The following is a 17115-nucleotide window of genomic DNA, read 5'->3' as shown; positions in this document are numbered from 1 at the left end:
ATTCATCTCCTTATTTGAAATTTGAAATTTGAAACTTGAAATTTGAATTCGAGATTCAAATTTCAAGGTATCTCTCAGAAAGTTCAGAAGGTTTTAGAGATAAGGAATTATATCTTATGGCAGATTTATAATCAATGCGTGAGACAGATGCCTTCGGAACATCTGCCCGGGTATCTTTCATCTCTTTCCCGGCTTTAAATGGCAGATAGCAGGAAAGCATTTTGAATCTGTTACTTTTTTTATGAGAAGTCAGATTCCCGGCACCGCCCACCACATGAACAAGCTCATTGACAAATTTTCGCATATGTTCAGCCTGGGCATTCATATCTTCTGAAATGGCAGCGGATTGCTGAGAATTCGCAGCTGTCTCCTGAGCAACACCATCCAGTTCCACCACAGCGATGCTGATCTGTTCGATCATTTTAAATTGTCTCTCTGAGGCTGAAGTAATCTCCCGAACCAGATTTCCGGCTTTTTTTGCACTTTCCTCAGCCTTTGACACGCATTTATCAGCTTTGTCCAATAATTCCGAACCGTTTTCAATTTTTTTCAGGGTATTTTTGATCAGAACCGTGGTCTGTTTTGCAGCGTCATCAGTCTGAGCTGCCAATTTCCGTATCTCATCTGCGACCACTGCAAATCCTGCGCTGTTTTCCCCGGCGTGTGCAGCTTCTATCGCGGCATTCAACGCAAGCAGCTTGGTCTGAAAGGCAATTCCCTCAATTGTTCCGATGATTTTCCGGGTATCCATAGCTGATGTGAAAATTTCTTCCATGGAGGTGTTCAGCACGGTCATGGAATCCTTTGCCTGGTCTGCCACTGTTTCCGTTTCCATCATAAGCTGGTTTGCGCGGAAGGCATTCTCGACATTCAGCCTGCTGACCAGGTCAATCTCTTCAAGGGATGCGGACGTTTGCTCCAGAGATGATGCCTGTTTGAAGGATCCGGCAGCCAGAGACTGACTGGCAGATGACATGGATTCGGAGGCAGATGCCACATGATCCGCACCCCTGCGCAGTGGTCTGATGATGTGGTTAATTGGTCTGATAACAGAGCGACCGATAAGCAGGTTCCCGATAATCAGGCTTACGGATATTGCCGCAAAAGCGATAAGGTTCCCATGAATCACATGATACGTCAGCGACTCAATCTCCTGAGCCGCTGACATGAGTATCTTTTCTTTTGTATTCACCATTTTCTGGCGGATCACATCCAATTCCTTCTGTAAGCCACATTTTTTTTCCCATAATCGGTAAATTTCAGCCGATACCCGGGTCAGATAATTGAAATCTTTCGCTATAAGGCCTATGTATTCAGAATATATTTTTTCGGATGTAACAAATTCAATGTAATTTCCAATGAGAGCTGCTTTTTGCGCCAGATCTTTAAATTTTTTTAATGCCGCGCCGCTCTTCTCTGTAAACGCATTGGCGTTCTCCTTGTCAAAAAGCTGGTCTTTCAGTATCGAGAAAATCTGTGTGACAGCAATAACCGAATCTCTTGACACATCACGAAGTGATAACAGATGGAGATCAGGTCTTTTGTTCTCAAGCTGACACGCACATTCATAGGCATTAATCTGGGTAATAATCTTATCAGATTCCAGGTTAAAGTGAGCTATCACCTGAATAAGCCGGATGTCTGATAAGACGAGAGTCGCTATTTCCTGGGATAATCTGCCAGTTGAATTTTCGTAGTTTTTCAGAAGGTTTTTTAATGTTTGAATTTCAGAGGAATTCAGAAAAGAATACCCTGCCAGCGTATCAGCCTTGTGCGCGGCCTCCTGCACAGATTTCAAAACTTTTTTAAGAAATGTTTCATTATGATCGTTAAGGTAAACTTTTTCCTGTATGATGGCTTCTGAGAGATGCTGATTCACATCATTGAGAACCCGGACTCCCTCATTGATTTTTGTTATTTTCCGAAATCCGGAGTCCGAGGATAGGAACAGAAATATCACCATAATCAAAGTGATGCTCACCATGGTCAGAAATTTGATAACCAGCTTATTTTCCTTCAACATATTAACTATCCTTATGATACTTTTCTTTGTGTTGTATGCGGCTCAGGGCCTGTTCGTTGTTTCGGATTCATGCGGTCTTAAAAAAAACAGACAGTTGTGCTTATATGACAAACCGCCTGAACGCAACATTACGAATTTTTACGATCTGCTGATACCAAGTCGTAAAAATTTATGATACTCTCTTTCATTTGCAAACATCTTTGACAATTAAATGTTAGCTTTTTATTAAGTTAATATGAAAAATTTGTTAGAAAAAGCTGGTGATAACGGATTTAGGGGAGAGCCGACCAAGCCTTGTAAGTGCGGCAGGTTTGTGGCAGCAGGTTTGCAGCCCCCCTGCCAGGCCCCGTAAGGGCGGCATATTTGCAACAGCAGGTTTGCCGCAAATATGCCCGCCTTTACGGGGCGTTGTCGGCCCGGCATAATGAATGCTGCAAGTTTCAGGCCACGCTCCACCGCCATCTTCCAGGCCCGGGCCTTGTGTACACCAGTCCCCGCGGACAGATCTGCGTCAGCCTGTCCGGTTCCCGGGTCTCTGTCTCACTTAGTTCTCCCTCCCGGCTGCGGGCCAGGAGATCGCTGAGAACCTGCTGCTGTTCGGATGGCATTTGCATATCACACCGGGCAAGTATCTGCTCATCGGATAATAATTCCGCGGGAAGCTCCGTGGCAGAGCGTTCAGTCCGTTCTGTCAGCACTTCTTCAAACTGCTGCCGGGTCATGGCAGCCACGGCTCCGGCCTGACCGGTGACTGCTTCCGGGAGTTCAAGAATAACGGTCTCATTCATTTTCTCACTCCTCAGATTAAATTTTGATTTTATTTGAATTTTTTGTTGTGCGGTCGGTATAAGGCATCTTTCTGATAACTGTCTGATTTCTTTTCTGTGGTCCGATCATAATACAAAAGAGTCATCTCATCTCAGCTTATTCCGAATCATGTCTGAATATTTCACCGGAGATGTGTTCCTTGGGAGCGGTTTTCGAGAGCCTCCCTCACGACGGCGCTGACAAATGCGTCCATGTCCGGCAGTTTCCGAATCTTCTCGGCGATCTCACGGGGAAAGCGGATGGGGATTTCCGTGTCGGAGGAGCTGGTGTTTATTTCCTCTGTTTCGGACAGGAGCCTGTATGCCCCGACAAGTTTCTCAGCGTCGGAAGTGAGCGGAGACAGGCTGCGAAGCTGAGAAAGAAAGACTGCCCGGGAAATGACTCCGGCTTCGAATTTGTCCAGCAGATTTGCGATCCGGTCATATTTTAACGCTGCCGTCATATCCTCTACTGTCCGATGCCGGTTCCGAATCGCCCGATGCAGCCGTCTCATCCGGGTTTTTCTCAGGGGATCACCATATGCCTCCTCGGATTCCAGATATACGGACAGCACGTCAAATATTTCCTCGGCTCCGCCGAATTCAAAAACATAGTCGTCTTCAGCGTAATAATAATCAAATATGAACTCTCTCAGCGTTTCAAAGCCGGCATCGCTCTCAGCCGCTTTGTGAATTTTGCTGATCATCACTGATTCTGATATGTTATATTTCATAATTTCACCTATATGACATGTCTTTCGGGACGCGGGACTTTGACACCGCGATGGATAAAACGGCCTGTTTTGTCATAAGTGTCGTGATACATTCTGACCGTCTTTCCCATATGATTCACCACTTTGACCCATCGGGTATGAGAACCGGGACTGTTGCCCGGGACAGATACGGAAAACTGCGTGAATATTCCGATTTTACGGACATCATGCTCAAAAGGTCTCCTTCTTTCAAATCCTTTGAAGAATTTGTCACGCTTTTTTAAGATTGCCGATTCGCTGGCTGAGGTTTCCATACGGTGTTTCCGACTTGTTTATAAAAACAGATTATTAAGTACCCTGCCATAAGTTTTCCGGTATTTTGCTTATATATAGAAAATCCTGGAAAACTTATGGCAGGGTACTTACCCGTTTCTTATATGTCATTCCGTTCGACGACTCGACTGAGTTCGCCGAAGTCTGAACTCACGCCGAAGCCTGCGAAAGCAGGAATCCACTGTTACTTTATTCGATCTGTAAGTCAGTCAGGACGCGTTCTCACCCCTTCCTGCAATGCCAGGAAGACGAGCCTGTCCGACAAAAAACCTGATCACTGAGTACCGGAAAAGGCCGGATTTCTTCTCAATTCTGCTGAAAGATTGGCAGTTGTTGTCGTTTTTCCAACTCCGCCTTTGTAATTTATAACAGAAATAACATACATAAGTTTTCTCCTGGTTCCGGCCCCGTCATAAGGGAAAAAGGATCTGAGTGAACTGTCCTTTTTTTCAGATTTAAGCTGCCTGATAAATTGCTGGGCGAAAACAGGGTCTGGGAACCGGCCTGCTTTCTGAGATTGCAGCTTCAGGCCAGGCCGCCTTTGCCCTCGGCATTTCTTTCAGAGCCTCTTCCGGTGTCTCTCCGAAAGCGGAGCGGTGTTTCAGATCGGGGCTGAGATCAGTCATATTTTCCAAATATACTCAATATTTTTCCGTCGTTTCTCAATCTGTTCAATTTTCTGCCCGATATCAGATTTCAGAAATTCTTCAAACAATTTGTTAAATTTCTTCTCTTTTCGCTTAACCCTTGTAAAATTCCGATGCGTTTTTATCTTTTTCAATTCTTCAGTTTCACCTGTGTTAAGCAGTTCCAAAATTTCGGACAGGAAATGCCGAAGTATGCTTTCCTCCTGCCTGCCCCGAATTCGCTCAGTCTCTCTGACCAGAATTGCCATCTTTCTGTTATAAAGTGATTTTAAGGAGATACAAAAATCAGAAAGCTCTTTTTTTGCAATATGTCCCTTTAAATAAAAAAGAGTAACAATATCAATGGAATCAAGAATCTGTCCGATCTGACTGATTTTGAAAAAATATGAAAAATCCTCTTTTGCGCCGTCATCGTCAGTAACAAAATGAACCTTGAGAATTTTTTCATTAAAATCGTTTCCTTCCATACGACTTAAACAGAGGGCCAATGCGACAGAATAGAATTCTCCGTTTTTTTTAAAATAACCTGTGGCATTTTTTACTATTTCACAACATTCCTCAGTATCCTCATTTGTTACAAACTTGTGGATTTTACTGTATATTATCGTATCAATATCTGATATGGCATTTTCATCCGATAAATTTTTATACTTGTTTTCATTTATTTCATCAAAAACCTTTGGTGAGATAAAGACGTTTTGAAACACGGACTCAAGATAACCAATATACTTTTCATCCAAAAATATTTGCAGCAAGTTCAAAATTGTACAGGCATCAATCACGGCTATCAATTTAATCTTCCCATGAAATAATTTCTTCTTTTATGGTTTCGACAAAATCAATGGTTATCTCTTTTGTCTCTTCGATCAGCGCCATTTCCAAAATAATTGAAAAAACCTCATTTATTTTTCTTATGGAAAGTCTGCCGATATGTTGTAAAATGTATGTTACAAGCTCCTCTGAAAAAGGACAGAATTTATTTTCAGGCTTCTCCTCTGTTCGGTAACTGGGATGATTTAACAATGCCCTGAGATAATCTGCTGCCTCATCAGCAGAGGGGGCATCAAAACGGATTTTCAATTTTGCTCTGTTCAGCAGAGCTTCGCCTAAATAAACAGATAAATCTTCCAGAGCTAAGAATTTTTTCGGTGTGAAATTCAGGAAGATATTTAAGTTGTTCGGAGACTTGTCAGTGAGTTGTTTTAAAAAAGCGGCAAACCGGTCAGCATCTGATTTTCTGACCGTGTCAATGTTTTCAAATTCATCAATCCAAAGCAGTATTGCCGAATAAATTTTCTTTTTATAGGTCAGGCAATTAAAGATTGTACTGATCAGGTTGACCACCTGTTCGTCATCTGATATGCCCGGGGGCACATCAGATTGTTTGAGCATTGTCTCTGTTTTGTCGCTGTAAAAATAATTTTTTATGTCATCTGTTTTTTGGGACTCACTCTCATTCGCCACTGTGATAAAAAGCTGCCCAATCAGATTGTCATCTGAATTTGCGGCAACAATCTTGTCAAAATCATCTTTGAATATTTTTTTAAGCTGCTTAAAACCCGATATAATATCATCAAACCGGATTTGGCCTAACAAAGCTCTCCAGAAGGCCTGAACAATGTTTTTGGATGTTCTCGGCAGACAGACTTTTATGCTTTTGGCAGGAGAGACTGAAAGTTTGTCAGATAATTCCTTCAGCCGCCGGGTTCTGGAATAATAAGCGGCCGTATATGTTTTTCCGTTGCCATAATCTCCCCAATTGAGTATCACCCGGGAAGACGAGGTTCGCATTGCGAGCATAATTCTTTTTTCAATCTGAGTTTTCAGTCTGTCCGTTCCGAGCCAGATGATGTCTTCAGGACTGAGCGGCAATGCCGGCCGAAACGGATTATCTTTCAGTTTGAAACGATCATATCCGACGTTGTATTCTTTTTCGGATTCGTACATGGCACCTCCCTCTGTTAAATTTTTTTCCTGTTCTTCCCATTCCCATGCTGTCCGAACAGTTCGGTATCCGATGCTTCGGGAATGCTTCCGTAAACGAGGCGGTCATGTTCCTCCTCACTGTAAAATATATTGATATGGTAATCTTTTATATGGTTTCTGTTTTTTTATCATTAACAAATGGTTGATCAATATCAATTCCTACAGATTGCAAAATATTTTCATGAACAGTTTCAGAAAAATTTGCATATAAAAGCTCCTGAATAATATCTTGAAAAAGCTGATAGTCTTTTTGTAACTCTTGAAAAATGACTTCTGAAAAGCCGCCTTTTACATGACTACCGATAAGATCGCTTTTCTTCGGATCACCGCTTTTTGTCAATTCAATATTCTCCGCATTTACCACTTCCCAAATCTGATCTTTCTGCAATCGCCAAAAAGGATACTCCGGGCGGTATGATGCCCGATCAGGTCCGAAATCTCTTAGTAATTTAACAACCTCGTTATCTATATCTTCATACGGAATTAATCGTTCTTTATCCCAAAGCAGGCGACCAAGTGCATAAAGAATCAATAATGGCTTATGCGGAGCCCTTTCTCCGCTCCTTTTCCACAGAGTAATTTTGCTGAATTTTTCCTTTACAATATTTTTATCCATGAATGACAACCTGTTATATAAAATTTATTGGAAATTAAAACTTACGGAAAAAATTTTCTTATGGGATGGGCAGCAGAGGGGCTTTTTTATGAAATTTCATGCTCCGGCTCTTCGGAAAACATCCTCCTGACTCCCCTCAGAGGGAGATTTCCGGGATATTGTTAATTTCCGATAAAGCCTATAAGCGAAATGAACTTATCTGTTTTCCGCTTTTTGATTCTGTTGTTCTCTGAATTGCTAAAGCCGAATCAACGATCTCTGACGTTGATATCGGGTAAATCCTCATGAAATTCACTGTCAATAAGGGCGAGTTGCTTTCTGATAATCGCTCGTTTTTCAAGGGCCGGTTTAAGGCAGAAATCATTAAAATCATGTTTGCTTATGTCTTCCGGTTTTTCTACATGCGGAAAAAATATTTTTAAATAAGCTGATGAGAGTTTTTTGATAGCAGTTGTGTCTCTTGTATCCGCATTTGTGGGAATATTTAACAATTCTCCGATAATGTACGAATAATTCGGAATTTCTCTCAACATATGTAATATCTCAGAGAAGTATTCGACATTTAGCGTATAGCCTCTGACTTTAAGATTTTCATTAACCCGCTGTAATTTCCATCCTTCTATAAAACCATGAAATCTGTCCATTAAAGCGGAAGATCGGAAGAAAAGCGGCAGACCTGAAAAGTATTTATTATGGATGGGCTGATTGGCACTTGATAACGGAATATTTCCCAGCAACATTAAACCGGCAGAAGATGTCCCTCTCACTTTTGCCACTGTGAAAACTCCGGATTCCAAATAATTTTTTAAGGCTCCCTGTAATTCGTTCTCATCAGCAAACTTAATGGTTTCAATCTCATCCATGGAAACAAAATCATAATGGGTGATGATTCCCATTGAATTTTTGGAAATATCATAAAGGAGTTTCGCTCTTGTTACTGTTCCGCCACTAATCAGCCAGCCGTATTTGCTTATATTCCCAAAGATATAAGACTTTCCAGTTCCTTTGGGGGCAAGCTCAATGATATTCAGATTCGGCTCGACAAAAATCAATAAGCGGCTGATAAATAAAATTTTTTGGGTCAGATTTGCAAAACCTTCCGGATTGTACTCCATTGAGCGTATTAATACATCAATCCATTCTTCAAGGGAAAACTCTTTTCTTGCATTTTTAAAATATTCAATGTCAACTTCATAAGGCTTGAAAGGCTTAAAGTCCGTAAGTTCAATACACCCCTTTTCTTTACCTTCCGGCGGGATATAGATTAATGAAATGACACCCCACATTTCACCGTCTCTGAGTTCATTATATTTTTTTGCCAAACGATCCGGTATCTTGCCCTCATTTGTTTTTATTCCAAGATCAGGAATTGAAAACCTGAGTACATTTTTTTGTATATCTGTTTCTACGATAAACCTTGTCAGTATGGTAACTTGTTCTCCATGGGTCCTTATCCTGTTTTTTATGTCACTGTTCTTATGCGGTATATGTTCTTCCAAAAATCTTAACAATCCGTATGAATCCAGTTCGCCGTCTTCGTCGGTAAACTTACGAATCAGCCAATCTTTGATGAAAGAAGGTAAGCTTTTACCGGAAAAGACACTATATCGCTTTGGAATTTTATATACAGATTCGTCTGGAAACGAATTTCTAATTTTTTCATCTAAGGGATTCATCAAAACAGTTCCTTCTCTTTCATACCACCTTCTATACTTACTTCCATCTCAAATTTTTGTTCCTGAACATTTAGTTTAAATTGGTAATTTCCAGGTTTAAAGCCCTTTAACGATGCCCGCCATTTTTCGTCTTTCTGTTTTAATTTTATAAAGCTGCCTTTAAAAGTTAAAACAGGCGGAGTGGAAGGCTGCGGTTTTATTAAAATATCCATAATCGGATTTTTCGTGGAAAGTTCTTTAGTCAATAATTTTATTTCATATATAATACTGTCGTCAATTTTTGAAATAACAAAACAGGGAACCAGAACTTCTTCAGGTGTAGCTCCGCCGTGTACCTCCCGATAGGGTGTATTATGTAATGATGTATGTTTTAAAGCAATTAACGCTTTTTTTTCTTTACATTTTCCGCTGTCAATTTTATGCAGTATAAATTCCGACTCGTTTTGATAATTCTCCTCCGTCCACATACATCTTCCTTCATGATTAGATTCGGAGAAGTCATATTTTTTATGATTTCCAAACTTTTTTTGAGCAAGAAATGTAAAGCCGTGATCGGAAACAACGATAATTTTATCGTGATGCGTCTCAATAATCTCTTTTCTGACGATATTCTCTATTAATTCAATCTGTTTTATCAAATCATCAGGATGCTTATATGGATTCTCGTTATGAATATATTTGTCTAATTCTAAAATACGAACCGCATTATCAAAATAGTTACATTCTGTTATGCTTGGCAAATTTACTTTTTTTATGCACCTCTTTTTTACAATTTTATTTCTTTTTCTGCCATAGGTATTTATCAAATATTCAGTGAGAGCAAGCCACTCCGCACCCAAGCCGTCAATCCAAACGATGTAACCATCTTTAAATTCAGGGTAATTTTCTACTTCATAATACCACTTATAAAAAGTTTCCGCATTTTTGTTTATTTCATTAAGAATATTTGTCAGCTTATCAGATTTCTGATCCAATACCTTTGAAAGATTGTATTCCTGAAAATATTCTTTTATCCGGTTGTCTGAGACTTCGCTATTTAGTGTGACATTCTCCCATCTTAAATAATAAAAAAGTTCGGGATAGATCGTTCTGATAGCTTCTCTGTATTTACTTCGATCTGCTTCAGCACTATTTTTGAAGGATTCAATCAGATATTTTCTTTCGACAAATGTGATATTGGTCAAATAATCTGCCTGAATTTCTATGGAATTATCAGATAGCTGATTAAGTTTATCTCGGAGTTTGCCTTCGATTTGATGAAAAGAAATTTTGTAGTCTTTATGGATTATATTCAGATAGGACTTTCTTTCACTTAAAATATCTTTCGGAACAGGTATGGAGACATCGAATATTTTTAGCCAGATTTTTTCTATGAATTCATCGTCTGAGTAAAGTTTCAGGTCGGACATTATATTGAAAAGATAACTGTCTTTTAAATCATCCTGATTGATGAACCATTGTTTTAAAAGCCATCGGCTGTATTTGTCTCTGTGTTGAAACCTGTACATCAGGAGGTCGCTTTTGGAAGTTGCCCCGAAGTCGTTTACATTAAAGTGCTGATGAATAAAGTTTTCAAAAGTCAAAGACAAGGGATTATCATTTTTTCTGCTTATCTCATTTATCAGGCTTTCCCAAAAAGGTGAGTCTGATTTTTTATATTCAATTGGTATTTTCAGACCAATAATTTTTTCCAAGTAATCTTCAGGAGTGCTTATTTCCTCCGGGAAGAACATCATGTCGGGAAGAAAGTCTTTGTATAGATATCTCAAAGTTCCTGACTTACAGATGACAACCTCAAGATCATTTTGTTTCCATAAATCCAGCCAGCCCAATGTATTGTTTATCGTTTTGAAATTACATAATAAATCTGCTTCAAAAGAAATCTGATAAATCTTAATTTTTTTATTGAAAGGTTCCTCTAAATACCAAATTGGAGCCCAGTTACCCCTGCGGTGAAAGGTTTTCCAAAAATCTCTTTCAAACCTTTCCTTCATACCTACCAGGGGAATATAAATTCTCTTTATCTTTTTTGAATGATTTGTATCGCTGTTTTCTATTTCAAATAAACCAGTTAGGATCGTATTAAATTCTGCTGTGTTTTTAAACCGTAATATTTCGGAAAAAGGCACAATAACAGTATCATCTTCCAGAAGTTTTATGCTGTTAATAATATCATCTGACGTAAGCCACCCGTCATTATGCGGGAGCAGTTTATTTAATTCCAAGACATCAACAGCTTGTTTAGAGAAATAGTCTGTTATCAGATTTAATGAATTAAAACTATTTAAAAAAATCAATCTGATAGGATATCTTTGAACGGCGGGAGATTTGTCTTTTTTCTCACTATCAATTTCACTATATAATTCTTCTATGAATTTGAAATTTTTGATCATGTTATTTCATATATCTGTCTAAAATATCAATAAATTCAGGATGCTTGTCAATTATTTTTCTCAGAACTTCTTTCCAATCACCTGCAAATTTTTCTATTTTGTTGATCATCGTTTCCTTAGTTTTCCTCTCCCCCACTTCACCAAGTGGTAGCTTACCTTCACCTCCAGGTGGATAAGGAGGCAGCGGCGGCGGAGGCGGGGGTGTCAAAGGTCTTGATTTTTCCAAAAACCAGTCTTTTGCCTTTTCTCTGACATTATCCTCTTTCCATGAATGAACTCCGGGCTCTTCCGACATATGTTGCCGAATATATTTAATAACACTATCAATATCTTCTCTTTCTATTTCAATATTATCAATACGTTGCAGCCAAGAAACAAAGAGTTCTCTAGCTCTTTCTTTTTTAATAAGTCGTTTCAAATCAATTTCTACAAGTTTAATGATATTCAGCAAGCTCTTTACATCTGAATCTGTAAATTCCTCATCCAGTGACTCAATCAGACCGGTAATCTTGTCAATCGCCAGAGTAATTTCATCATTTGAATTTTCAGATAATTTAAAGACCCATAAAGGAAACTTCGATTCCTTTATCCAGTTTCTGATTCCCCATTTTGCGTCGTTCAGACTTTCGATATTTTCCAAGCTGAAAACAAATGCTAACTCTTTGATAAGTATTTCTTCTTCTTTTGTCCCTAATCTTACCTTCAATTTGTTTGAGTCTTTTCCGTTTTCCCAATACTTGAACATGCTGAGAATTTTATCCCGCATGACCTCTTTTTCAATAGGCTTTCCCTTTCCAGACTCATACAACTTGCCCACATAATTTCTCATTAAAAAACCTAATGTCGCCATACAAAGCATATTAGGATATAAACCAAAAGGCGGTCTGGTTAAAAATTTCAAAGATTCGCCAAGATTGAACACACTGGAGTTATTTTTCTGCTTGATTGCTTCCTCAATTTCACGGTTCATCCCTACAAGAGGATGAGTCGTATCAGCTTCTCTATTAAATTGAAGTTGATTATCAACAATGTACTCCTCATTGCTTTTTATAACTTCTCTTGTAAATTTGTATGGTGCAGAGGAAGTATTGCTTTCCATAGCATCTCTGTTATTGGCAAAAAGAAAGCGCTCAACAGAAGCTTTGGAAGATTTTTTATCCCAAACATTTTTATTCTTCTTTGTTTCCGCAAGTGTTTCTAACCCTGAATAAAATATTGTCGCGGATAAATTGTCATTGACGATTGTGCTGAAATCGCTGATTAGGGTTTTTCCTTTATCCCTGCCCAAATACCAATCCGCATACCCTGATTTAATTCCATTAACCCATTGTTCCAATGTCTTATTGGCATAATCATGGCTTGAAACTTGCTCTTCTCTATAATTACGCCGTTCTGCGACAACAGCACGCGCATTATATTCGATAAATTTATCAAGAACCTTTTCGTCAAACAGATCGTCAAGAATGATAAAAATAACATTGTCAGTCTCACCATCCTGCGATATGTTCAGAACTGTTTCCTTGATTTGTTCTCGCTCCTGAATATTTTGAGCAATTAACAAAACAATGTGAAGAGAATAAGCAAATTTGAAAGCCTTGTTTAGCTTACTTCTTAGCAGGTGCTGATTCAAAGAAGCATCAAAAATGTTCATCTCGGTTTCCCGGAGGATAGCACTCGTAAATGCGATTTTGATTTCTTCTGTATGATCTCCTAAAATTTTATCAATCTGATTGTATTGGCTTTTTAATTCTGTTTTTACTTTCTTAACCTCTATAGACGGAAGAACTGATGACATGACCAGAAAAAGATTATCCGGATCTTTGGAAATTTTTTTCTCTGCATCAAAAAATTCCAACGCCGCATCTGTCTCACTCTCATATTCAGTACCTGAAAACATGGCTCTAATGTTATCTATGCTGGGAGCAACCAGAAAAGTTTCTTTGGTTTCAGCCACATTAACCGTCTTATACAGCACATTTAGCAAAAGAACACCTCTGAAGATGACACCGTAAGCGTGATTTTCTTTTTCGATACTCTTTATGTATAAGTTATATTTATCCAGAACTGTTGAAAATCTTTGGTAATCAACTCTTTCAAATTCGTTCATAAAGAAATCCCAAAGATAATCTGCTGTAAGAAGCGTCACATGGTTATTTACCGGATTTTCATTGATGAATTTTTTAAACCCCCTATCTTCATCATATAGAAAATTAAAAATACTTCGCTCAGTTGATCCGATATTTCTCACAATAAAGGTGGAAAGATAAGCAGTGTAAGGATGAATGGGGAAAAGGTCTTTAAGACGGTTATAATTCCTGACACCGCCCTCGGTTCCGACGATTCTTCGGATCATATTATCCAATACTGCTGTATTTTCGTCTCTTAAAGATCTCCATATTTCCTCATCTTTCTTCTTAATTGCTGCTCCGACAATATGATAGGTGGTAATGGGTTCCATTGAATAATCAAGTAGCTGAAATCTTCCCAAAGCTTTTTCCATATCGTCTTTTGTAACATTCATCTCCGTTTGTTGCAAAGTTTTATGGCTTACAATAAAGAGATAAATCCCTTTATTAACAGAAAGCTCCGCAATATGTTGCAGTTCGGTCAGCAACATTCCGCTGTTGGATCGCTGAAGAACAGAGGTAAATTCATCCCAATAGATCATCAGACCATTTGCTTTATTCTGAGACCTTAATTCATCTGTAACCTCCGTTAACCATTCGTCTATTTTACCGTTAGAAAAATGAATTCCGATTTCAGAAGAGACCTCTTCTAAATTTCTGAGCGTATCCAGATCACCATCTTTCAGCTTTTTGAGCAACGCTTTCTTATTTTTTACATACATATTGATTTGCGGATATTGCTGAATGACGGTTTCCCAGTTGATATGTCCCGGATTTGTCTCAATCTGATAAACCATTTTTTCAAAATCACTTTTGGTGGAAATTTGAATCTGACTCTTCTTTAAGGCATCTTTGACAGCTCTTTCGATGACCAGCGCAAAAGTCCGATTGTCCGTAACATTCGACAATCCTTTGATCACTACCGGAAAGACTCGGAATTTATCTCGGAACCCCAGTATCCTGGATTTCAATTGTGGGTCTTCAAACTTTTCAGTAAATTCTTCCAGTCCATCTGCTTCATCAAACAGAAGATGTTTTACAACAGCGGTGGCATGGCTTTTACCTGTTCCATAAGTTCCTTGTAGCCAAAGCGATTTTTTCTCATTTGCCTGCTGTGATTCCAATGAGTTCAAAACACCGCGGAGGATACTAAAAAATTTGTCATTCGGAACAAACTGTTTCCAGTAATCAGCAACTTCATTCGTCAGGTCATACGTTGGTTGAAAATAGTCGTATAATCCTATAATTTCATTATATTTATTCACAACATCCTCTTGAGCAGTCTTTTAAGGGTAAAAGAATGAATGGTTTCTTTCTCAATATGGTTAAGAGGTTAATAACTTTAAGATGTCCACGGCCTTTAAATCCTCTCTCAGGAAAATGTTATCCAGGTCAGCAGCTAAATCAACTCGTACCACCTGGTTTTTATTCTCCTGGAGGTATCTTAAAATATCTTCAAATTTCCCTCTGGAAAGACCAAAAAGCCTATAAGGGCCTCTGTCACAATGCTCCTTATAAAATTCAGAAACAGTGAGGTCATACCGCTTTTTATCTTCTGCAAATTTATACAGAGAATAAGCAACAGCTATCGGAGTTACTTGATCAGTCCCTATTTTTTTAATCAGCTTTACAGCGTTTCCCTTTTTGGTTAAAACTCCTAACCGTAGTTCATTACCCAGAGGACTCTTATCAAGCATATTCACCAAAGCATCTCTGGGATTCTTTAATGTACCTTCGGCATAACCGGGCAAATCATTCATTAACATTAACAATAATTCTTCTTTGGTATAGTTTCCAAAACTTACATTGTTGACATACCATTTTACAATTAAAGAACCGTAACCTAAATTTACCCAGACAATTTCCCATATCAGGTTATAAGTGTGAGATTTGAAATTATTTAAAATTGTACATAATTCCGTTGGATTATTCGTTGCTGAATCAAGCAATTCTGACTCTTTTAACCACCATCTCATTGCTGGCTTTTGTTTAGGGCCAAGACTATTCTTATCAAGCCAGCCATCGGGATTGTTTAAAAAATCTTCCAACCACTCTTTTCTCATCCCAAAAGTTGAATACCTGTCAATCCCGGAACTCTTCTTTTTCATATGTCCGTCTCCTGTTGACTCATTTATTGATTTTGCAACTAAACAACCTTTATATGTAAAGTCAAGACAATTTGAACAATGTCTGCATAGATTTTTATCAATTCTGACAGTCGGAACAACTTTTAGTGCTTTTGTCGGACACTCAACAGCACAGACACCGCAATGAACACAATAGGCTGATTTATACAAAACTTTTTTCAGTCTGGTTTGTAAAACGATATCATCCCCTATTCCTTTTATTTTAACAACCCTGTTGTTTTTATCATCACTGACTTCATAAGTAATAAAAGTTTTCCCTATCCTAACCTCTCCAATCGTTTTATTATTTTTATCTTTTTTGTGTAAAATTTCTCCGACTACGTTTAACCATTCAAAAAAGTCTTCTCTCGGTTTTTTTAAAATGGCTTTCAGATTCTGATTATCTTGCACAAAATCCAAACTTGTACCCCCGGCATTAATATTTTTTCCTCCGGCCCTTTTTTTCCACTGTCCTTTTGAAATATAATGCTTTATTTTATTCGGAGATTTCAAACCTGCATATTTCAATGTAGATTTGATCTTACTGATATATTCATCAGTTAATTCTGGAAAAAGAAAATTTATTATATACTCTGACCACTCTGAAGCAAACGGACAAATGGAACAACCCACTCTTTGTAAACCATGCAGATACCCCTCATTTAACTCAATATTCCGATATAGTAAATAAAGATAAATTTCCGTGGTATTCCAATATAAAAGAGGCCTATCGTTGGTTATACTGATATGTTTTACACTTTTTGCCTCCCTAAGATATTCACTTCTTCTATCACTTTCTTCCGCTCTGACCCCCTCAAATACTAAAATATTCGGTTGCCCGTTTTTTTCCTCTTCATCATGAATTTTTCGTATTAAATTTGCAAAAGGGGCAGTTTTACACACAGAACAACACCATCTCTGAAACCTGCTTGGCGGCCCGAATTTATCCCAAAATACAAGGGTATCTTTTGGTGGTTTTGCCGTATGGAATTTTAATTCGGGATATAATTTTTGATACTTTTCCTTTGTTTTTTTTACAGATTCATGGGTAAAAGGGATTTCCATTCCAGTATCAGTGAAAATAACCATATATTCATCAGGAGCTAAGACCCGACTGACAATATCTAAAACCACTTGGGAATCTTTACCTCCGCTGAATGAAACCGAAAAATAATCTACCTTGTCCTTATGTTTTTTATGGGCATGCTGCACAAAATCCATTGCCTCGTTTTCAAGCGTGGCAATGGCTTCTTTATTTTTCTTTATTAATGATTTTATATTTATCGGCTTCAGTTTTTTTAATTTGCCTTTATATTTAACAATAAGTTCAGGGTGTTCGTAAATATTCCCTCCTTTTGCTTCTGCTAAAAACTTGCCTTTATGATAATATCGCCTCCCGATAGCCCACAACAAAGGCTTCTTTGATTTAGGATATTCCCAATAAGTATCAAAACCTAACATATCCATTTCTTGATAAAAAACAGGTCTCGGGGGAACAATTTCTTCTTTATCATTTATTTTGTCATCCAGTAAAATACCATTGATTTTACTCTCCCACTTAATTTTATACATTAATGCTCCAAATCTACTCTACTCCACTGTCCTACCATAATTCTGTCTAAGAAGGATTTCATTTGTTGAGTTTAGAGTGCAAACTCGTTAATTGAAAA

General features: G+C 38.2%; 12 protein-coding genes. All 12 read right to left on the bottom strand.

Going from position 1 to position 17115, the window contains the following annotated elements:
- Positions 1-55: 55 nt before the first annotated feature.
- On the bottom strand, positions 56-2023 hold the full coding sequence (locus dnm_RS17515) for a methyl-accepting chemotaxis protein (RefSeq protein ID WP_207678208.1): 1968 nt from the start codon (positions 2021-2023) through the stop codon (positions 56-58).
- A gap of 440 nt (positions 2024-2463) precedes the next feature.
- Positions 2464-2811, bottom strand: coding sequence for a hypothetical protein (locus tag dnm_RS17510; protein WP_207678207.1), 348 nt, complete (start codon positions 2809-2811; stop codon positions 2464-2466).
- 161 nt (positions 2812-2972) lie between these two features.
- Entirely contained in the window at positions 2973-3563 is a 591-nt protein-coding gene (locus dnm_RS17505; RefSeq protein WP_207678206.1) for a hypothetical protein, read from the bottom strand.
- Positions 3564-3571: 8 nt separating this feature from the next.
- Positions 3572-3856, bottom strand: a complete 285-nt coding sequence (locus dnm_RS17500; protein WP_207678205.1) for a hypothetical protein — start codon at positions 3854-3856, stop codon at positions 3572-3574.
- Between the two features lie 293 nt (positions 3857-4149).
- Positions 4150-4260, bottom strand: a complete 111-nt coding sequence (locus dnm_RS17495) for a ParA family protein (protein ID WP_207678204.1) — start codon at positions 4258-4260, stop codon at positions 4150-4152.
- A gap of 237 nt (positions 4261-4497) precedes the next feature.
- Positions 4498-5262 carry a hypothetical protein gene (locus tag dnm_RS17490; RefSeq protein WP_207678203.1) on the bottom strand — a complete coding sequence of 255 codons (765 nt, stop codon included), beginning with the start codon at positions 5260-5262 and terminating at the stop codon, positions 4498-4500.
- A gap of 52 nt (positions 5263-5314) precedes the next feature.
- Positions 5315-6469 (bottom strand): hypothetical protein, encoded by a 1155-nt coding sequence (locus dnm_RS17485; protein ID WP_207678202.1) that lies wholly within the window; start codon positions 6467-6469, stop codon positions 5315-5317.
- A gap of 145 nt (positions 6470-6614) precedes the next feature.
- Positions 6615-7124, bottom strand: a complete 510-nt coding sequence (locus tag dnm_RS17480; RefSeq protein WP_207678201.1) for a phosphorothioated DNA-binding restriction endonuclease family protein — start codon at positions 7122-7124, stop codon at positions 6615-6617.
- 248 nt (positions 7125-7372) lie between these two features.
- Entirely contained in the window at positions 7373-8800 is a 1428-nt protein-coding gene (gene brxL / locus dnm_RS17475; protein ID WP_207678200.1) for a BREX system Lon protease-like protein BrxL, read from the bottom strand.
- Positions 8800-11193, bottom strand: a complete 2394-nt coding sequence (gene pglZ / locus dnm_RS17470) for a BREX-4 system phosphatase PglZ (protein WP_207678199.1) — start codon at positions 11191-11193, stop codon at positions 8800-8802. Before pglZ ends, brxL begins: the two co-directional genes overlap by 1 nt.
- 1 nt (position 11194) lies before the next feature.
- Positions 11195-14584 (bottom strand): DUF6079 family protein, encoded by a 3390-nt coding sequence (locus tag dnm_RS17465; protein ID WP_207678198.1) that lies wholly within the window; start codon positions 14582-14584, stop codon positions 11195-11197.
- 60 nt (positions 14585-14644) lie between these two features.
- Complete coding sequence (locus dnm_RS17460; protein WP_207678197.1) at positions 14645-17017, bottom strand: phosphoadenosine phosphosulfate reductase domain-containing protein; 2373 nt, start codon at positions 17015-17017, stop codon at positions 14645-14647.
- Positions 17018-17115 lie beyond the last annotated feature (98 nt).

Origin of the sequence: Desulfonema magnum (genome assembly GCF_017377395.1) — a bacterium.
Taxonomy (GTDB): domain Bacteria; phylum Desulfobacterota; class Desulfobacteria; order Desulfobacterales; family 4be13; genus Desulfonema_C; species Desulfonema_C magnum.
This window is presented reverse-complemented; position numbering and strand designations above follow the sequence as displayed.